This window comes from Micromonospora sp. DSM 43699 (genome assembly GCF_055517075.1).
Map to the genome: position 1 here is coordinate 240,278 of NZ_JBTMMT010000001.1, position 17,102 is coordinate 257,379.

At 73.2% G+C, this 17,102-nt stretch carries 21 protein-coding genes; 6 read left to right on the forward strand and 15 right to left on the reverse strand.

Going from position 1 to position 17,102, the window contains the following annotated elements; translation table 11 throughout:
- The first annotated feature begins 2 nt into the window (after positions 1 to 2).
- Entirely contained in the window at positions 3 to 353 is a 351-nt protein-coding gene (locus AC0AIB_RS01130; RefSeq protein WP_328346139.1) for an STAS domain-containing protein, read from the forward strand.
- A gap of 118 nt (positions 354 to 471) precedes the next feature.
- The gene (locus AC0AIB_RS01135) at positions 472 to 825 is read left to right on the forward strand and encodes an STAS domain-containing protein (protein WP_328346137.1); all 354 of its coding nucleotides are present in this window, start codon (positions 472 to 474) and stop codon (positions 823 to 825) included.
- Between the two features lie 21 nt (positions 826 to 846).
- Here AC0AIB_RS01135 and AC0AIB_RS01140 read toward each other — a convergent pair whose 3' ends face one another.
- Positions 847 to 1,182, reverse strand: a complete 336-nt coding sequence (locus tag AC0AIB_RS01140) for a hypothetical protein (protein WP_328346135.1) — start codon at positions 1,180 to 1,182, stop codon at positions 847 to 849.
- Positions 1,183 to 1,371: 189 nt separating this feature from the next.
- Here AC0AIB_RS01140 and AC0AIB_RS01145 point away from each other — a divergent pair, with 189 nt between their 5' ends.
- Complete coding sequence (locus AC0AIB_RS01145) at positions 1,372 to 2,217, forward strand: spermidine synthase (RefSeq protein ID WP_328346133.1); 846 nt, start codon at positions 1,372 to 1,374, stop codon at positions 2,215 to 2,217.
- 121 nt (positions 2,218 to 2,338) lie between these two features.
- Entirely contained in the window at positions 2,339 to 3,445 is a 1,107-nt protein-coding gene (locus tag AC0AIB_RS01150; protein WP_328346131.1) for an AI-2E family transporter, read from the forward strand.
- A gap of 26 nt (positions 3,446 to 3,471) precedes the next feature.
- Here the strand turns inward: AC0AIB_RS01150 and AC0AIB_RS01155 are convergent, their stop codons facing one another.
- The 6 genes from AC0AIB_RS01155 to AC0AIB_RS01180 all read right to left on the reverse strand — a co-directional run bounded on the left by AC0AIB_RS01155 (position 3,472) and on the right by AC0AIB_RS01180 (position 8,353).
- Positions 3,472 to 4,773, reverse strand: a complete 1,302-nt coding sequence (locus tag AC0AIB_RS01155) for an NAD(P)/FAD-dependent oxidoreductase (protein ID WP_328346129.1) — start codon at positions 4,771 to 4,773, stop codon at positions 3,472 to 3,474.
- A gap of 120 nt (positions 4,774 to 4,893) precedes the next feature.
- Entirely contained in the window at positions 4,894 to 5,187 is a 294-nt protein-coding gene (locus AC0AIB_RS01160) for a DUF6510 family protein (protein ID WP_328346127.1), read from the reverse strand.
- Positions 5,188 to 5,203: 16 nt separating this feature from the next.
- The gene (locus AC0AIB_RS01165) at positions 5,204 to 5,965 is read right to left on the reverse strand and encodes a ferredoxin reductase (protein ID WP_465095829.1); all 762 of its coding nucleotides are present in this window, start codon (positions 5,963 to 5,965) and stop codon (positions 5,204 to 5,206) included.
- Position 5,966: 1 nt separating this feature from the next.
- On the reverse strand, positions 5,967 to 6,557 hold the full coding sequence (locus AC0AIB_RS01170) for a sulfite oxidase-like oxidoreductase (protein ID WP_442930799.1): 591 nt from the start codon (positions 6,555 to 6,557) through the stop codon (positions 5,967 to 5,969).
- A 111-nt stretch (positions 6,558 to 6,668) separates the two neighbouring features.
- The gene (locus AC0AIB_RS01175) at positions 6,669 to 7,688 is read right to left on the reverse strand and encodes a TerC family protein (protein ID WP_328346122.1); all 1,020 of its coding nucleotides are present in this window, start codon (positions 7,686 to 7,688) and stop codon (positions 6,669 to 6,671) included.
- A gap of 251 nt (positions 7,689 to 7,939) precedes the next feature.
- The gene (locus tag AC0AIB_RS01180; protein ID WP_328346120.1) at positions 7,940 to 8,353 is read right to left on the reverse strand and encodes a DUF2267 domain-containing protein; all 414 of its coding nucleotides are present in this window, start codon (positions 8,351 to 8,353) and stop codon (positions 7,940 to 7,942) included.
- Positions 8,354 to 8,563: 210 nt separating this feature from the next.
- Here AC0AIB_RS01180 and AC0AIB_RS01185 point away from each other — a divergent pair, with 210 nt between their 5' ends.
- On the forward strand, positions 8,564 to 8,836 hold the full coding sequence (locus AC0AIB_RS01185; RefSeq protein WP_328346118.1) for a DUF2795 domain-containing protein: 273 nt from the start codon (positions 8,564 to 8,566) through the stop codon (positions 8,834 to 8,836).
- A gap of 315 nt (positions 8,837 to 9,151) precedes the next feature.
- On the opposite strand, the gene AC0AIB_RS01190 is transcribed toward AC0AIB_RS01185, so the two are convergent.
- The 6 genes from AC0AIB_RS01190 to AC0AIB_RS01215 form a co-directional block, all read right to left on the reverse strand.
- Positions 9,152 to 10,123, reverse strand: coding sequence for a pirin family protein (locus AC0AIB_RS01190; protein WP_328346116.1), 972 nt, complete (start codon positions 10,121 to 10,123; stop codon positions 9,152 to 9,154).
- Between the two features lie 48 nt (positions 10,124 to 10,171).
- A complete protein-coding gene (locus AC0AIB_RS01195) occupies positions 10,172 to 11,104 on the reverse strand; it encodes a hypothetical protein (protein ID WP_465095830.1) in 933 nt (310 codons plus the stop codon).
- A 94-nt stretch (positions 11,105 to 11,198) separates the two neighbouring features.
- The gene (locus AC0AIB_RS01200) at positions 11,199 to 11,993 is read right to left on the reverse strand and encodes a DedA family protein (protein ID WP_465095831.1); all 795 of its coding nucleotides are present in this window, start codon (positions 11,991 to 11,993) and stop codon (positions 11,199 to 11,201) included.
- A gap of 120 nt (positions 11,994 to 12,113) precedes the next feature.
- Entirely contained in the window at positions 12,114 to 12,968 is an 855-nt protein-coding gene (locus AC0AIB_RS01205; protein WP_328346110.1) for an SAM-dependent methyltransferase, read from the reverse strand.
- Positions 12,969 to 13,065: 97 nt separating this feature from the next.
- Positions 13,066 to 13,947 (reverse strand): helix-turn-helix domain-containing protein, encoded by an 882-nt coding sequence (locus AC0AIB_RS01210; RefSeq protein WP_442930798.1) that lies wholly within the window; start codon positions 13,945 to 13,947, stop codon positions 13,066 to 13,068.
- Between the two features lie 149 nt (positions 13,948 to 14,096).
- Positions 14,097 to 14,336 carry a DUF397 domain-containing protein gene (locus tag AC0AIB_RS01215; protein ID WP_328346106.1) on the reverse strand — a complete coding sequence of 80 codons (240 nt, stop codon included), beginning with the start codon at positions 14,334 to 14,336 and terminating at the stop codon, positions 14,097 to 14,099.
- A gap of 267 nt (positions 14,337 to 14,603) precedes the next feature.
- On the opposite strand from AC0AIB_RS01215, the gene AC0AIB_RS01220 reads away from it, so the two are divergent.
- Positions 14,604 to 15,254 (forward strand): GGDEF domain-containing protein, encoded by a 651-nt coding sequence (locus AC0AIB_RS01220; RefSeq protein WP_328346104.1) that lies wholly within the window; start codon positions 14,604 to 14,606, stop codon positions 15,252 to 15,254.
- A gap of 43 nt (positions 15,255 to 15,297) precedes the next feature.
- Here the strand turns inward: AC0AIB_RS01220 and AC0AIB_RS01225 are convergent, their stop codons facing one another.
- Both AC0AIB_RS01225 and AC0AIB_RS01230 read right to left on the reverse strand, forming a co-directional pair.
- Complete coding sequence (locus AC0AIB_RS01225; protein ID WP_328346102.1) at positions 15,298 to 15,792, reverse strand: type II toxin-antitoxin system PemK/MazF family toxin; 495 nt, start codon at positions 15,790 to 15,792, stop codon at positions 15,298 to 15,300.
- Positions 15,793 to 15,823: 31 nt separating this feature from the next.
- Positions 15,824 to 17,041, reverse strand: a complete 1,218-nt coding sequence (locus tag AC0AIB_RS01230; RefSeq protein ID WP_328348771.1) for an RNA polymerase sigma factor — start codon at positions 17,039 to 17,041, stop codon at positions 15,824 to 15,826.
- Between the last annotated feature and the right edge of the window lie 61 nt (positions 17,042 to 17,102).

Below are 17,102 nucleotides of genomic sequence, written 5' to 3' on the forward strand. Positions count from 1 at the left end.
CCATGTCGGTGGACCGCGCCGATCCCCGGTCGCCGGTCGTCTCGGTCGGCGGTGAGCTGACCTTCACCACCTCCGGTCCGGTGCGTGCCGAGGTCGACCGGCTGTTGACGGAACGACCGACGGTGATCGTCTTCGACTTCTCCGGGCTGCTCTTCCTCGACAGCACCGGCCTGTCGGTCATCGTCCACGCCTGGCGCGAGGGCCAACGGGGCGGGACGCTGATCCGGCTGCGGGCCACGCCCCGGTTCCTGACGACCATCCTCGACATGACGGGGGTCACGGGTCTGCTGGCGCGTCCGTTGCCGGCGCAGTCCGCCGTCCCCGCCCCGCAGCGATCCGCCGCCTCCGGTTGAACCGGACGACCGGTCGGGCCGGCACGGTTCCGCCGGCACGGTTCCGCCGGCCCGGTTCCCCCGTCCCCGCCGCAACCCCGGGCGTTTCCCGATCACCGTCTGCTGGGAACATGGAGGCATGCGTCCGCCGCTGTTGTCCATCGAGGTGACCCGGATCGAGGCCGGCCGTGCCCTGCTGCGGGTGACCGGTGACCTCGACTTCGACACCGCGTCGGAGCTGGTCGACGCGGCGACCCGAGCCCGTGCGGACGGCTACCACGAGTTGACGATCGACGTCGACGGGGTCGGCCTGTGCGACTCGTCTGGTCTGAGCGCCTTCGTGGTGCTCAGCCAGGGCGGCACCGGGTCGGTCCGGTTGACCGGGGTCGGCACCCGGCTCCAACAGCTGCTCGACCGTACCGGCCTGGCCGAGTTGCTGGCCGTGGAGCAACAGGCGGCGCGCGTCGTCGACGACGCGCGCGAGGTGGGCTGAGCCACCTCGTCGACCGGTCGGTCACGCGGCCACGGCGGGCCGATCCGCCGCGACGGCGGGTTGCCGCCGGGGACCTGTCGAGTTCGGCGCGGCGGAGGACGGCGGTGCGACGTCCTCCGGAAGGCCGGAATCGGGCATCTGGAACAGGTACCTGACGAATCCGCCGCCCGACTCGTTCTCCTCCGCTCCGGGCCACTGGCCGGCGCAGTCCATGCCCACCACCTCACGTCCCGAGCCGTCGGCCTCCTCCACCAGGGCCCAGAGACTCACCGGGTAGCACCGCGTCACCTCGGGGCCGACCTGCCACCGCGAATACCAGCCGGGACGAGCCGGGACGATCTCGACGATCCTCTTCATGACGACCTTCCCTTCCGCGTGCCTCGGAAGACCTCCGGTCGGCTCGATGATCTGCCCCGGGCGGGTGAGCACCCCTCACCCCCGGGGAGTGAAGCGGCGGGCGGACCCTCCGGCCACGCGGTCGGTGTGTCTCCCGGTGCTGCCGGTGCGGGCGCGACCGCACCGCCGGACCTGGGCTACCGTGCCGGCATGGACCCTGCCGCCAGCCAGCGGGGCGACCCCGCCGCGCGTGCCGAAGCCGCCGGGGTCGCGGGCGACGACGACCGGCTGGAACTGGTCGTCGACCCGGCCCGCCGTAGCGGGCGCGTGCTGCTCGCCGGGGGCGTCGCCCAGTCGTACGTCGACGTGACCGATCCGCGTCACCTGCACTTCGAGTACGTCCGCCGGATGGCCGCCCTGGTCGACCTCGCCGCTCCCGCCGGTCGGCCGCTGGACGTGCTGCACCTGGGCGGCGGTGCGCTGACCCTGCCCCGGTACGTCGCGGCGACCCGCCCCGGCTCGACGCAGCGGGTCGTCGAGCGGGATCCGGCGGTGGTGGCTCTTGTCGACCGGGAACTGCCCCCGGTGCCACCACAGGTACGGGTCGAGGTCGCCGACGCGCGGGAGGCGGTCGGCGGTACGCCCGACGACGCGTACGACCTCGTGCTGGCGGACATCTACCGGGCGGCCCGGATGCCGGCGCACGTGGCCGGCGTGGAGTTCGTCACCGAGGTGGCCCGGGTCCTGCGGCCGGGCGGCGGCTACCTGGTCAACGTCACCGACCTGCCGCCGCTGGTCTTCACCCGGGTCCAGGTGGCCACCCTGCGCGCGGTCCTGGCCGACGTCTGCCTGGTCGCCGACCGGCGGATGCTGCGCGGCCGGCGGTACGGCAACGTCGTGTTGGCCGGCACCCGCGCCCCGGGACGGCTGCCGGTGGGGCGGCTGACCACCCGGGCCGCCACCGACCAGGTGCCCGGCGGGGTGCTGCACGGGACCGCGTTGGACGCCTTCGTCGGCGGGGCACGGCCAGCCCGGGACGCCACCCTCGCCGGCTGACCGGCCCACCCCCGGGAGCGGTTACGGACGGGCGGGTCACCGGGGTACGCCGACGGGTCGTTGTCGGGCGGGCCACCCTGGGGCGGGGTTTCCGGACCCCGACGCCGGGTAGCCGCGGCGGATGAGTACCGCCGACGATCGTGGCACCGCTCGCCGGGCACTGATCGTCATCGGTCTGGTGCTGGCGGTCGTCGTCGGGCTCGGCCTGCTCTGGTCCACCCGGCGGGTGCTCAGCTGGATCCTGCTCGCCGCGTTCCTCGCGGTGGCCGTCAAACCCCTGGTGGACCGGGTGGAACGCCGCCTGGTGCGGCACCGTGCCCTCGCCACCCTGCTGGTCTTCCTCGCCGTGTTCGGGCTGTTGACGGCGGTCGGCGCGGTGATCCTGGTGCCGTTGCTGGACGAGCTGGGTCGGTTCGCCGACCGGGCCCCCGACCTGCTGCGGCAGACCCGCGCCGGCCAGGGGCCGCTGGGTGGCCTGCTCGACCGGCTCGGCCTGCTGGGGTACGCCCGTCACCACTCCGACCAGGTCCAGCGGTACGGCGGTGAGCTGCGCCAACCGGCGGTGGGGCTGCTCCGGGGCGTGTTGCAGACCCTCGCCGGCACGGTCACCGTCGTCGTGCTGGCGTACCTGATGGTGCTGGAGTCGCCCCGGATCATCCGGGCGACCCTCGGGGCGGTCGGCGACGACACGGCGGTGCGCCTGGACCGGATCGGGCGGGGCGCCGCGCGGACCATCACCGGCTATCTCAGCGGGAACCTGCTGATCAGCGTGATCTGCGGACTCGGGACGTACGTCGTGCTGGTCCTGGTGGGGGTGCCGTTCGCGGCGGTGATCGCGCTGCTGGTGGCGATCGCCGACCTGATCCCGCTGGTGGGCGCGACGCTCGGGGCGATCGTCGCGGCCGGGGCCGGTTTCCTGCGCTCCCCGACCGCCGGAATCGTGGTGCTCGTCTTCTTCGTCGTCTACCAACAGGTGGAGAACCACCTGCTGCAACCGCTGATCATGTCCCGGGCGGTCCGGCTCAACCCGCTCACCGTGCTGGTCAGCGTGCTCGTCGCGGCCGAACTGGCCGGGCTGGTCGGTGCGTTGCTGGCCATTCCGGCCGCCGGGATCGTCCAACTCCTGCTGCGCGAGTTCGCCCCCGCCGACCGGCGACCCCTCCCCGCCCCCGCCGAACACGGGACCGACGGGCACGGGACCGACCAGCACGGTCCGGCCGCCGGATGACCGGCGGCCGGACCGATCATTTCCGGTCAGCGGGTGCGCACGGGCACCTCGGGCGAAGAGCTCTCCAACGGGACGGCGTTGGCCGGGACCAGGCCGAGCTGCGTCGCCGGCCGGGTCAGCGCGGCGTCGAGCACCCAGTCCGCGCTCACCCGGGCCCGGTTGCCGGGCATCGCCAACAGGTGGTAGCCACGGGTGACCGCCTTGGCGGGCAACCCGGACAGCGACAGCTTCAGCGGGTTCGCCGCCGCGTCCTTACCCCCCAGGTCGACCACCCAGCCCAGATCGTGATGCTTGTACGGGCGACGCCGGCCGTGACCGTAGGAGGCGGCGATGTTCTGCGCGGCGAGCTTGCCCTGCCGCTGCGCGTGCTGGGCGGTCATCGCGCAGATCTGCCCGGGGCGGGCCAGGTCCGGCACGGCGGCGGCGTCACCGCAGGCGTACACCTCGGGGAAACCGGGGACGTTGAGGTACTCGTCGACCACCAACCGGCCTTTCTCGGTCCGCAGGCCCAGCTCGGCCACGAACGGGTCGGGGCGTACCCCGACGCACCAGGCCAGCGTGCAGGTCGGGACGTACTCGCCGTCGGTGAGCCGTACCCCGTCGGCAGTGGCCTCGGCGACCGAGGTGCCCATCCGTACGTCGACGCCCCGGCGGCGCAGCACCCGGTCGGCGGTCCTCGACATCCGTTCGTCAAGTTCCGGCAGCACCCGGGGGGCCACGTCGAGCAGCATCCACCGGGGGCGGACCCGCAACCGGGGCCGCTGCGCCCGTAGCGCGTCGGTGAAGAGTTGCCCGTGTGCCGCGACCTCGGTGCCGGTGTAGCCCGCGCCCACCACCACGAAGGTGGCCCGGGCCTGCTGCTCGGCCGGGTCCTCCGCCTGCTCCGCCAGCTCGATCTGGCGGACCACGTGGTCGTGCAGGTAGACCGCCTCCGGCAGGCCCCGGAAGCCGTGGGCGTACTCGGTCACCCCGGGGATGGGGAGCAGCTTGTTGACGCTGCCGACGGAGAGCACCAGCCGGTCGTAGGCCAACTGGCCCCGATCCCCCTCCTGGTTGGTGAACCCGACCCAGCGGTTCTGCAGGTCGACCCGGTCGGCCTCGCCGACGACCACCCGCACCCCGGGCAGCGTGCCGGTCAACGGCACGGAGATCCGGGCCGGCTCGACCACCCCGGCGGCCACCTCGGGCAGCAGCGGCAGGTAGAGGAAGTAGTCGGTCGCGTTCAGCAGCACGATCTCGGCCCGCCCACCGGCCGATCGGCGCAACGCCTTCGCCGCGTGGTAACCGGCGAAACCGGCCCCCACGATCACCACACGAGGTTTCGTCATGTCCGCTCCCTTCCCGACCCCCGGCAGGACAAACGTGTCGGATCACCCGGGCGGCCCGAGTCGGCGGACATCCGGACCCGGACGACCACGCCCTGCGCCGCCCGCACCGCCCGCAACGGGTCAGAGTGGCCGGGGGAACGGCTCCACGGTCGGCATCGGCACCTGGAGGTAGGTGATGCCGCGCAGGTCCAGCCAGGCCCGGTCGGGGGCCCGGACCAGCCGCACCATCACCTCGGCGCAGGCCGGACAGCGACCCACCAGGCCGGGGGCGTGGGCGTAGACCCGCAGGCCGGCCATCGGGCCGACCATGCCGCACGACGCGCACCGTCCGGTCGCCGTGCTCAGGTCCACCGCGAACAGCTCGCGCAGCGGCCCGTCGAGCATGTTGCCGTCCAGGTAGGACATCTCGGTCATCGATTCTCCTCGCCGGTCAGCCGGTGGGTCCGAACCGTTCGGTCCGTACCCGCCGGGTCTGGTGGCCCAGCCCCACCAACAGGTCCGCGACGGTCTCCACGAAACCGGTCGGGCCGCAGACGTAGCAGAGCGGTTCCAGCTCCGCCGGCCAGCCGTGGGTGTTCACGTCGGCCAGCCCGATCCGGTGCGGCTCGCCCCGCCACCCGTCGGGCGCCTGCCGGGTGTAGACGTAGGCCACGTCCAGGCCGGGGTCGTCGCGGGCGCGGGTCCGCAGCTCGTCGGCGTAGATGACGTCCGCCGGGGTGCGGACCGAGTAGATCAGCCGGAACGGCGTCCGGCTGCCGGCGGCCCGGCGGGCCCGCACCATCGCCATCAACGGCACCACCCCGGAACCCCCGGCGACCAGCAACACCGGCGCGGTCTGCGCGGGCCGCCAGACGAACCAGCCACCGACCGGACCGCGCACCTCCACCGGGTCGCCCTCGACCCAGGCGTCGGTCAGGTACGGCGACACCTCGCCGTCGGGCACCCGCTGCACGGTCAACGCGATCCGGTCGCCGTCGGCCGGCCCGGCCAGCGAGTACGACCGGGCCGCCTGGTAGCCGTCGGGGGCGGTGAGCCGGACGTCGACGTGCTGCCCCGGCAGGTGCCCCGGCCAGTCCGGCACCGACAGGACCAGGGTCTGCGCGGTGGACGTCTCGACCCGGCGCTGCACCAGCCGGGCCACCCGCCAGCCCAGCGGCACGGCCCGCCGGCCACCCGCGGCGGCAGCGGTCACCTCAGTCGCCCTGGTAGCGCTGCTCGCGCCACGGATCGCCGTAGTCGTGGTAGCCGGCGGTCTCCCAGAAACCGGGCTCGTCCTCGACTGTCAGCCGCAGCCCGCGTACCCACTTGGCCGACTTCCAGAAGTAGAGGTGCGGGACCAGCAGCCGGGCCGGCCCACCGTGCTCGGCGGGCAGCGGTTCGCCGTCGTATCCGTGCACCAGCCAGGCCTGACCGTCACGCAGGTCGTCCAGCGGCAGGTTGGTGGTGTAGCCGCCGTACGAGTGGGCCTGGGCGTAGTCGGCGGCGGTGTCCACCCCGTCGAGCAGCACGTCCAGCGAGACACCCTGCCAGTTGGTGCCGAACTTGGACCACCGGGTGACGCAGTGGATGTCCACCGTGGGGGTCTCCTGCGGCAGGCTCATCAGCTCCGCCCAGGACCAGCGGAACTCGTCGCCGGTCTCGGTGGCGAGGACGAACTCCCAGCGGTCCGGGGACACCCTGGGGGTCGGCCCGGCGGACAGGACCGGGAAGTCCTCGGTCAGGTACTGCCCCGGCGGCAGGGCCGGGTCGGTCGTACGACGTCGGCCCTGGAAGCCCGGTGACACGATTCCCACCGGTAAGTCGTACCACCTGGACCGCCCCGGGCGGGAGAGTTCGCCGGGACCGTCCACGGAACCGGCGGCGTGACGTCACGTACCGCCGCCGGTTCCGTGCCGTCAGTGTTTCTCGGTGACCACGTCGGCCTCGCCGGTCTCCCGGTCGCGGGTGGCCCGCAGGCTGGTGAGGGTGACCACGGTCAGGACGCCGATGATGACGCCGAGCGAGGCCAACGTCGGGATCTCCGGCACGCCCGACCAGATCCCGTGCGCCCAGTGCAGCCCGAGCTTGACGCCGATGAAGGCCAGGATGATCGCCAGACCGTAGCTGAGGTGCACCAGCCGGCTGAGCGCGGCGTGCAGCACGAAGTAGAGCGCCCGCAGCCCGAGCAGCGCGAACGCGTTGGTGGCGAAGACCAGGTACGGGTCCTCGGTGATGCCGTAGACGGCGGGCACCGAGTCGACCGCGAAGACGATGTCGGTGGCGAGCACCGCGACCACCACGAGGGCGAACGGGGTGAGCGCCCGCCGACCGTGCTGGCGGATCGTCATCCGGGTGCCGTGGTACTCGTCGACCACCGGCATGAACCGGCGCAGCAGCCGCACCGACCGCATCTTGTTGATGTCGACCTCCTGCTCGTGCCCGGAGAGGGCGTCGCGCAGCAGCTTGACCGCAGTGGCGATCAGGATGACGGCGAAGAGCAGGAAGGCGAAGTCGAGGGTCTGCAACGCCGCCGCGCCGAGGGCGATGAAGATCGCGCGCAGCACCAGCGCACCGGCGATGCCGTAGAGCAGCACCCGCTGGGCGAGCACCGCGGGCACCGCGAAGGCGGCCAGCAGCAGCATGAACACGAAGAGGTTGTCGACGGAGAGCGACTTCTCGACCAGGTAACCGGTCAGGTACTCGACGCCCTGCTGGGAGCCGTACCGGGACCAGACCCAGCCGCCGAAGGCCAGCGGCAGCGCGATGTAGAACGCCGACCAGCCCAGGGCCTCCCTGATCGACACCTCGTGCGGGCGGCGGGTGACCAGGAAGTCGAGGACCAGCAGGGCGAGCACGCCGGCGATGGTGACCGCCCAGAGGGTCGGTGTGCCGACCGACGACAATTCACCGGCAGCAAGATATGACAGATCGGTCATGGAGCCTCCTCGAACACCGTGCCATGTTCGAGGTCTCCTTCACCCACGATTCGCCGTGGGCAACCACCCGAGGCGCGCCCGGGGCACGCCGTACTGACCGGAATGATTCGTGGGAAGTACTCCCCTCGTGCGTCCAGGTTAGGCCAGGTCGGACGACTCGCCAAGTCAGGGCACCCCACCGTTGCGGCGTGGTTGCCCTGGTCAACGGCTGTGTGCCCGACTGGCGGTCCCGCTCCCGGTGGCCCGCCGGGTCAGGCGCGGCGCAACGCGGCCCCACCCGGGGCGAGCGCCGGCTCCACCAGATCCCGGTAGTCGCGGGGGAACCGGATCACCAGATCGTCGAACTCACCACCGCTGACCGCCTCGCGGACCGTGACGAAGACCGCCCGCACCGCCTCCCGGGCAGCCGTTTCGTCCAGGTCGGCCCGCTGCGCCACCCGGGCGACGAACTCGGCGGCGTCGAACCGGTCGGCTGCCTCGGTGCTCGGGCCGGGCCGCAGCGCCAGTCGCAGCGGCGCCGGTAACTGCGTCGCGAGGTCGAGCACCTCCCCACCGGTCAGCCGTTCGGCGAGGGTGGCCAGGGTGGCGTGGACCAGCACCACGGCCCGGTCAGGACCGGTCCGGATCCGCCGGGCCACCTGGTCGACGAAGGTGTCGTAGTTCATCCGGGGCTCCCTTCGACATGGGACCGCTCGGTTACCCACCACGGCGACCCGGAAACGACGCTCGTGTCGCCGCCCGGGTACGCGAAGCGACGCGGAAATCCACCTCGACGACACAGGGTGGTTTTCCGCCTCGACGGCGAGTGATCAGCCGCCGGACGGGTAACCGCCGCCGATCGTGACCGGAACCGAGGAGGCGAGGAGGCTCACCCGATGGCCAGTCGGACCGAAGTCCTGCGGTACCTGTCCACCCTGGACTTCCCGGCGGAGAAGGACGCCGTGCTATGCCAGGCCGAGCGGGAGGGCGCTCCACCTGACGTGTTGCGGGCGTTGCGCGCGTTGCCGCCGGTGGACTACGTCAACGACGCCGAGGTGGCCCGCTCCGCCGGCATCGACACCGCCCCCGAGGTGGACCCCGCCCAACACGCACGGCAGGCGAGAAACAAGCGCCACCCCCGGATCTCCCAACACCTCCGCAGCATCTAACCCCCACCCCCCACCCACGCCACCCCACCCACCCCGCCCGTATCCGGTGATCAAGAGGTTTACGCCAACTTCCGTGATCGACTTGGCGTAAACCTCTTGATCACCGGATACGGGCGGGGTGGGTGGGGGTGGGAAGGCGGGCGCCCCGGGTCGCGAACCGCGACCTGGGGCGCACGCGTGCCTGTTCACCGGCCAACAACCGGGCGGCCACCCGAACCGGGCGGGCATCACTGCCGACACCAGCCTATGACAGGCCATCACCCGTACGGCTGATTTCCGCAATATTGTGGGCGAGCACACGGGCCGGCCACCGGCTCAACCGTGCAGGTCACCCCGCCGGTCCCGGGCCTTCAACCGGACGCTCGGCAGTTCCGGGGCGGGCAGCGGCGGGGCCGCGTCGTCGGCGACCGCACCGAACCGACGGCCGGCCATCCAGTCCTCCCGGGCGGCGGTCACCTCCTCGTGCGAGCGCCCGACGAAGTTCCACCACATGACGAGGGGCTCGTCGAACGGCTCGCCGCCCAGCAGCATCAGTCGACTGCCCGGATCGGCGGCCACCACCAGCCGCTCCCGCCCCGAACCCAGGTAGAGCAGCGCGCCGGGCTCCAGCGACAGGCCGTCGACCCGGGCCCGGCCGGACATCGCCAGCAGGGCGTACTCGAAGCGGGGGCGTAGCGGCAACGTCGCCGGGGTCGGGCCGTGCGCCTCGAGCTGCGCACCGAGCAGCGGGGTGTGCACCACCGCCGGGGACGCCTCCCCGCCCAGCTCACCGACGAGCAGGGTGTGGTCCCAGTCGCCGTCGCGCCACCGGGGCAGGTCGGCGTGGTGGGCGAAGTCGGCCGCACCGGCCCGCGCCGGGTCGGGCAGCGCCACCCACAGTTGTACGCCGTGCATCACCGGCGGATGGGTGGCGGGTGACCGCTCCGAGTGCGCGATGCCGTGCCCGGAGGTCATCACGTTGAGCTGGCCGGGCCGGATCGGCTGCACGTTGCCGAGGCTGTCCCGGTGCACGATCTCGCCGTCGAGCAGCCAGGTCACCGTCTGCAGGCCGGTGTGCGGGTGCGGCGGCACCTCCATCCCCGGCCGCTGCGCGACGTCGTCCGGGCCGAAGTGGTCCACGAAACACCACGCCCCGACCATCCGGCGGGCCCGCTGCGGCAGCAGCCGGCGCACCGTGGTGTACCGGCCCAGTGGCACGTCGTGGCCGGGCAGCAGCACGCTGCCCGGGTCCTCGGGGGCGACGCCGGGTGGTCGGGTCTGCGCCGGCAACGATTCGGTACGGTCCACCGCTCGACTCTATGCCGGCCCACCCGCCACGGTCCGGTCCCCGCCGGTTCAGTCCTCGACGACGGTGACCGTGTTGGCCCCGGCGACGAGGTCGAGGTAGAGCCGATCGGGCGACCGGTCCCAGTCCGGCGAGCCGACGGTGGCCCCCCGGGCGAGGCCGTCGCGCCGGTCGCCGTACCAGACGACGCTGCCGGCGCCGGCACCCGTCCGGACCCGGACCGGCGGGCTGTCGGGGGCCCGGATCACGAACTGGTTGACGCCTCCGGTCATCCGTACGGTGCGGGTGCCGGACGTCGGTGGCAACCGCAGGTCGACCCGGGCCGCGCCGCCGATCAGCTCCACCCCGGACAGCCTTGCCTCGGCGAGGTCGAGGACGTGGTCGCTGACTCCACCGATCAGCCGCAGCCGCCAGGTCAGCCGGGAGTTGAGCACCACGTCGACGACGCCCCGGCCGGGCTTGTCCCGACGGGTCACCCGCAGTTGCACCCGGTCGCCGGACACCTCGGGCCGGGGCGTCAGGCCGGCGTCGGCCGGGCTGCTGATCCGGTACAGGTCGGCGCCGAGGTCGGCGGCGCGCAGCCGGAACGAGGTCACCCCGTCCAGCAACTCGAAGGTGGCCCGGCGCAACCCGCCGACCGGTGCGGTCGCGGTCCGCCCGGCGGCGGCCTCGGCGGCGCCCGCGCCACCCGGGCGGGCGGTCACCGTCACCGGTGGCGCCCCACCCTGTCCGCCGGAGAAGACCACGCCCAGCCGGTCCGGGTTGGCCATGGTCACCACCACCGCGATCGCGCCGAGCGCCACCACCAGCACCGCCGCGGCAGCCAGCAGGCGCGCTCCGCGGGGCCACGGTGACCGGGGCGGTGGGTCGCCCGCCGGGTCGCCTGTCACCCCGACCGGCTCGCCGATCACCTCGATCACCGGCTCGAAGACCGGTCGCTGCTCCCCCGTCGTCGGACGGTACTCCTGGTGCGGCTCCGTCATCGTGCCTCCCCTGTCCCGATCCCCACCCGGCAGTACGTACGGGCAGCCGGAACGGATCATTCCGCCCGGCGTACGACAGCACCGCCGGCCCGGCTCAGTCGGTGTCGCGTCCCCAGACGCCACCCCGGTAGACGGTCCCCCGGTACGTCGTACCGTCGCCGGGATCCGACCGGTCGACGGTGTCGGCGGCGGGCGGGGTGTCGGCGGGCGGGACGTCGGGGCGGGCGGCGCGCGCCCGGCGGACCCGGTTGACCACGAACCAGCCGGCGGCGGCGACGCAGACCACGATGACGACCTTCTGGAACGACCCGACGTACTCCTCGACGACGTGCCAGTTGTCGCCGAGCAGGAAGCCGGCCATCACGAAGGTGGTGTTCCAGATCAGACTGCCGAGCGTGGTGAAGAGCAGGAACGTCGGGATCGGCATCCGCTCCACCCCCGCCGGGATGGAGATGAGGCTGCGGAAGATCGGGATCATCCGCCCGAAGAACACCGCCTTGACCCCGTGCTTGAGGAACCACGCCTCGGTGCGGTCCACGTCGCTCAGCTTCACCAGCGGCAGCCGGCCCGCGACGGCCCGCATCCGGTCACGGCCCAGTGCCGCGCCGATGCCGTAGAGCACCCAGGCGCCGACCACGGAACCGAGCGTCGTCCAGAGGATCGCCCCGACCAGGCTGATCCGCCCCTGGGCGGCGGCGAAGCCGGCCAGCGGCAGGATCACCTCGCTGGGAATCGGCGGGAACAGGTTCTCCAGCGCCACCGCCAGCCCCGCGCCGGGGCCGCCGAGCCGCTCCACCAGGCCGGTCACGTAACCCACCGGACCGTCGGACGAGGGCTCGGCGGTGGACACGACCGTGCGGGGGCTGAGCGCCAGCGAACGTGTGATCATCCGACAAAGTTACGAGCCGGTCGACGAATCGACCACGCGGGCCGACACGCGGGGACGGCACGGACCCGCCCGCCGACCTGCCCCCGGCCACCTCGCTCGGGCTCGGTCGGTGAAACCTGGTCAGGGCTTGCGGGCCACCGCGCCGTACATGCTCACCTCGTCCGCGGTGGGCCGGGGCTGCGGCTCGGTCTCGGCCCGCCACTCGGCCACCGAGACGAGGCCGGGCTCGACCATGTCCAAGCCGTCGAAGAACCGGGCGAAGTCGTCCCGACCACGCAGATTGATCATGCCGGGTGCGTTGCCGCTCCGGGTCGCCACCCGGGCCTCCTCAGCCACCGCCGGAGCAAGATGGTCGTAGGTGGCGTGCGACGCGGCCAGGTAGCTGCCCGGCGGCAACTCCGCGAGCAGCCGGCGGACCACGCCGTACGGGTCGTCGGGGTCCGGCACGAAGTGCAGGATGGCCACCAGCATCAGCGCGACCGGCTGCCCCAGGTCGAGGGTGCGCCGCAGCTCGGGGTGGTGCAGGATCTTCTCCGGGTCGCGCAGGTCGGCGTCGATGTAGGCGGTGGCGCCCTGCGCCGAACTGGTCAGCAACGCCCGGGCGTGGGCCAGCACGATCGGGTCGTTGTCGACGTAGACCACCCGGGCGTCCGGGGCGATGGCCTGGGCCACCTCGTGGGTGTTGTCCGCCGTCGGGATGCCGGTGCCGATGTCCAGGAACTGCCGGATGCCCGCCTCGCGGGCCAGGTGGGCCACCGCGCGTTGCAGGAACCGACGGTTCTCCAGGGCGGCGGTACGGATGGTCGGGAAGGCCGCTGCCATGGCGTCGCCGGAATCACGGTCGGCCTGGAAGTTGTCCTTGCCACCGAGCCAGTAGTTGTAGCGGCGGGCCGGGTGCGCGACCGAGGTGTCGATCCGGTCGCTGGGGTGCTGGGCGGCGCCCGTCGGGGCATCGGTGGTCACCGGGTCCTCCATGACTCCGCGCCATCGGTGGTCGATGGCGTCCGTCCACTGTCTTCGGTTCCCGCCATCGTAGAGGCCGTCCCGGCGGTGCCGGCAGGCCGGTGGGCGGTCACTGCGGGTAGAGCTCGTCCCGCAGTCGGGTGAGGACCTCCGGCGTACGCTCCGGCGGGGTGGCCTCGACGCAGAGCCGTTCCATAGCCGCCGCGTAGTAGTCCAGGTCCTCCCGCTTGTCGAGGTAGAGCGCGCTGGTCAGCTGCTCGATGTAGACGATGTCGGGCAGGTCGTCGTCGCCGAACCGCAGGATGGTGAAGGCCCCACCGGCCGCGGCGTGGCCACCGGCGTCGAACGGAATGATCTGTAGTCGGATGTGCGGCGAACGGGTCGCCTCGACCAGCGCGGTCAACTGCCCCCGCATCACCTGCGGGCCGCCGATCGGCCGGCGCAGGACGGCCTCGTCGATCACCGCCCAGAGCTGCGGCGGATCGGTGCGGTGCAGCAACTGCTGACGCTGCATCCGCAGTTCCACCCGACGGTCGACCTCCTCTACCGCGGCGCCCCGGTGCCCGAGCAGGACGACCGCGCGGGCGTAGTCCGGGGTCTGGAGGAGGCCGGGGACGAACTGCACCTCGTAGCTGCGGATCAACGCGGCGGCCGCCTCCAGGCCCAGGTAGGACTGGAACCAGGTGGGCAGCACGTCACCGTAGCGGTGCCACCAGCCGGGGCTGTTGGCGTCCCGGGCCAGCTTGAGCAGCGCGTTGCGCTCGTCGACGGCGGTGACCCCGTAGAGGGTGAGCAGGTCGGCGACGTCGCGTTCCTTGAAGCCGACCCGACCCAGCTCCATCCGGCTGATCTTCGACTCCGAGGAACGGATCTCCCAGCCGGCACCCTCCCGTGTGACGCCGCTGGCCTCCCGCAGCCGGCGCAACTGCGCGCCGAGCAGCATCCGCAACACCGTGGGGCCGGTGGCCGGTCCCCCCTCGGCGGCAACCATCGTCACGTGCCCCGCCCCTCCGCACAATGCCCACACCCGATCGGCCCCTGGCCCCCGCCCGACCGACCGACGAGTAAGCATGCCATGGACCGACGGTGAGGTGAACATCCTCCGGACGGATACGGTCCCGTGGGCGGGACCGTGGCGCACTAGTCGATCAGGTGGTCGAAGTCGCCGTCCCGCGCACCGAGGACGAACGCTGTTATCTCGTCCACCGTGTAGATCAGGGCCGGCCCCTCGGGGTGGCGCGAGTTGCGCATGGCGATGCCGGCTCCGCCGGGGAGTGCCGCCAACTCGACGCAGTTGCCGCTGGGGTTGCTCCGCCGGCTCTTCTCCCACCTCAGGGGGGGCAGCTGGGTGGTGGGGACGCCGTTCTCAGGCTGCTGCATGGATGTCTTTCTGTCGGGGTGCGGACCGGTGTCGCCAGGGGACGGTGCGGGTTGGAGGGGCTGCGCGACATCAGATCCGGCCGTGCTGCACGTGCATCTGCTATTGCATCTGCATCGGACAGCGAGCATGATAACCCAACGTGGGCGGTACTTATCCGTTCACTTTGGGTTACCACTCCCGGGGCATTGACCTGGGGAAACGAGGGTCCGGCACGGCACGACGGCCGCCGCCGACCGGGCCGTACGCCGCACCGCGAGGGAGGACCCGTGCCGGATCCGTTGACCGTCGCGTCCGGCGTCTCCGCAGCCGGGGCCCTGGTCTCGGTGTGGCAGCTACGCCGCCGGGCACTGCAGGCCGAGGCGGAACTGGAGCACCTCCAGGCCGAGTTGGCCGCCGAACGGCACGCCGCCAGCCACGATCCGCTCACCGGGCTGCCCAACCGTCGGGCCTTCTACCGGCTGGCCGCCACGCTGCTCACCGACGCCGGCGGGCAGCCCCTCATCGCGGTGGTCCTCGACCTCAACGACTTCAAGCAGGTAAACGACCGCTACGGGCACGCCGCCGGTGACCAGGTGCTGATCAGCGTCGCCCAGCGGCTGGCCGCCTTCGCCGGCGACAACCTGGTCGCCCGGCTCGGTGGGGACGAGTTCGCCGGCCTGCTGGCCAGCCCGTCGGTCGACAGGCGCTGGATCGACCACGCCACCCGGCGGCTCTGCGAGGCGATGGCCGCCCCGATCCCGCTGGGCCCGTGCAGCGTCCGGGTCACCGCCTCGGTCGGACTCGCCCCGGTCACCGGCCCCACCCAACTGGCCGACGCGCTGTGCCGGGCCGACGCCGCGATGTACCGGGCGAAGGGCGTCGCCAGCCGGCAGTCACCCCGGCAACTGCTCGACGCGGCCCGGCTCGCCGAGTGCTGAGGTCCGCCCGCCCCGGCGACCGGCCGGGGCGGCAGTCGGCGGCTCAGCGCCAGCCGTAACCGGCCCGCAGCGCCTGCCCGATCCGGTCGAAGCGACCCCGGTCCAGCACCGCGCCCTCCCGGCGGATGCCGTCCTCGCGCATGGTGAGCACCCGGTCGAGGCGTACCCAACTGGGTCGGGCGTCGCGGTCCCACTCCCCCGGGCCCAGCGCCAGCCAGTGCCGCTGGCCGTCCCGCTCGCTCTGGCTGGAGAGCATCAGCCCGAACAGGGTGCGGCTGGACCTGCCGACCACCAGCACCGGGCGGTCCTTGCCCTGCTTCGGGTCGTCCTCGTAGGGCACCCAGGTCCAGACGATCTCCCCCGGGTCGGCCTGCCCGTCCGGCTCCGGCGCGTACGACAGCTCCCGCCGTTGCAGGGCGCTGACCTGCCGCCGCCGGGCCGGCTGCGCCGGGATCGGACCGGGGGTGCCCCGCTGCGCGCCGACCGCGCCGGTCACCCGGCCGAGCCGGGTCGCCACGTTCCTCAACAGACCTGCCACGGCGGGCAGCCTACCGCCGTCCCCATCCGGGTCACCCGCCGAGGGCGTCGGCCTTGCGCAGCAGCACCGAGCGCTCGCGGGCGTTGCGGCACAACCGGGCGGCGAACTCCAGCTCGGCCCGCGCCTCGACGGTCCGACCGAGCCGGGCGAGCAGCTCACCCCGCACGCTCGGCAGCAGGTGGGACCCGGCCAGTCGACCGGCGGCGGCCACCTCGTCCACCACGGCCAGCGCCTGCTGCGGCCCGTCGGCCATCGCCACCGCCACCGCCCGGTTCAGCGCGACGACCGGCGAGGGCGCGACCCGGCCGAGCGCCTCGTAGAGCAGCACCACCCGGGCCCAGTCGGTCTGCGCCACCGAGGCGGCACCGGCGTGGCAGGCGGCGATCGACGCCTGCAACCCGTACGGCCCGAGGCCCCGCCCCAGCGCCGAGGCCCGACCGAGCGCGGCCACGCCCCGCCGGATCGCCGAGCGGTCCCACCGCCGCCGGTCCTGGTCCGCCAACAGCACCGCCTCGCCGTCCGCGTCAACCCGGGCCGGGAACCGCGCGGCCGTCAGCTCGCAGAGGGCGAGCAGGCCGTGCACCTCCGGCTCGGTGGGCAGCAGCGCGGCCAGCGTCCGGGCCAGCCTGATCGCCTCGTACGCCAGGTCGGGGCGGAGCAGCCGGTCACCGCTCGTCGCCGTCGACCCCTCGGTGAAGATCACGTAGAGCACGCTCAGGACCGCGCCGAGCCGCTCCCGACGCTGCGCCGGCTCGGGGAGCGCGAACGGCACCCGCGCGGCGGCGATCGTCTTCTTGGCCCGGGTGATCCGCGCCTGGACGGTGGGCACCGGCACCAGGAACGCCCGCGCGATCTCCTCGCTCGACAGACCACCGACCACCCGCAACGTCAGGGCCAGCCGGGCCTCGGGAGAGAGCACCGGATGACACGCCACGAACATCAGCGCGAGGATGTCGTCGTCGACCCGGTCCGGGTCCCACGGCAGGTCGTCGGAGGGCGATCCGCCGGTACCCCCGGCAAGCTGACCGGCGAGCGCGGCGTACCGCTCGTCCAACGCCGCCCGGCGGCGGAAGGCGTCGACCGCGCGCCGCCGGGCGGCGGTGAGCAGCCAGCCCACCGGGTTCGTCGGCACCCCGTCGCGCGCCCAGCCGACAAGCGCCTGCGCCACCGCCTCCTGCGCGACATCCTCGGCCAGCGCGAAGTCGCCGGTGAAGCGGGCCAGCGCCCCGACGATCCGGGCGGACTCGATCCGCCAGAGCGCCTCGACGGCCCGCCGCGCCGACCCGGCGCCCGGCGGGCCGTCACCGGCG

Bases quoted from the DNA above. Each gene is read 5' to 3' on its own strand.
- AC0AIB_RS01130 (WP_328346139.1), top strand. From the start codon at position 3: ATGTCGGTGGACCGCGCCGATCCCCGGTCGCCGGTCGTCTCGGTCGGC.
- AC0AIB_RS01135 (WP_328346137.1), top strand. From the start codon at position 472: ATGCGTCCGCCGCTGTTGTCCATCGAGGTGACCCGGATCGAGGCCGGC.
- AC0AIB_RS01140 (WP_328346135.1), bottom strand. From the start codon at position 1,182: ATGAAGAGGATCGTCGAGATCGTCCCGGCTCGTCCCGGCTGGTATTCG.
- AC0AIB_RS01145 (WP_328346133.1), top strand. From the start codon at position 1,372: ATGGACCCTGCCGCCAGCCAGCGGGGCGACCCCGCCGCGCGTGCCGAA.
- AC0AIB_RS01150 (WP_328346131.1), top strand. From the start codon at position 2,339: ATGAGTACCGCCGACGATCGTGGCACCGCTCGCCGGGCACTGATCGTC.
- AC0AIB_RS01155 (WP_328346129.1), bottom strand. From the start codon at position 4,773: ATGACGAAACCTCGTGTGGTGATCGTGGGGGCCGGTTTCGCCGGTTAC.
- AC0AIB_RS01160 (WP_328346127.1), bottom strand. From the start codon at position 5,187: ATGACCGAGATGTCCTACCTGGACGGCAACATGCTCGACGGGCCGCTG.
- AC0AIB_RS01175 (WP_328346122.1), bottom strand. From the start codon at position 7,688: ATGACCGATCTGTCATATCTTGCTGCCGGTGAATTGTCGTCGGTCGGC.
- AC0AIB_RS01180 (WP_328346120.1), bottom strand. From the start codon at position 8,353: ATGAACTACGACACCTTCGTCGACCAGGTGGCCCGGCGGATCCGGACC.
- AC0AIB_RS01185 (WP_328346118.1), top strand. From the start codon at position 8,564: ATGGCCAGTCGGACCGAAGTCCTGCGGTACCTGTCCACCCTGGACTTC.
- AC0AIB_RS01195 (WP_465095830.1), bottom strand. From the start codon at position 11,104: ATGACGGAGCCGCACCAGGAGTACCGTCCGACGACGGGGGAGCAGCGA.
- AC0AIB_RS01200 (WP_465095831.1), bottom strand. From the start codon at position 11,993: ATGATCACACGTTCGCTGGCGCTCAGCCCCCGCACGGTCGTGTCCACC.
- AC0AIB_RS01205 (WP_328346110.1), bottom strand. From the start codon at position 12,968: ATGGAGGACCCGGTGACCACCGATGCCCCGACGGGCGCCGCCCAGCAC.
- AC0AIB_RS01210 (WP_442930798.1), bottom strand. From the start codon at position 13,947: ATGGTTGCCGCCGAGGGGGGACCGGCCACCGGCCCCACGGTGTTGCGG.
- AC0AIB_RS01215 (WP_328346106.1), bottom strand. From the start codon at position 14,336: ATGCAGCAGCCTGAGAACGGCGTCCCCACCACCCAGCTGCCCCCCCTG.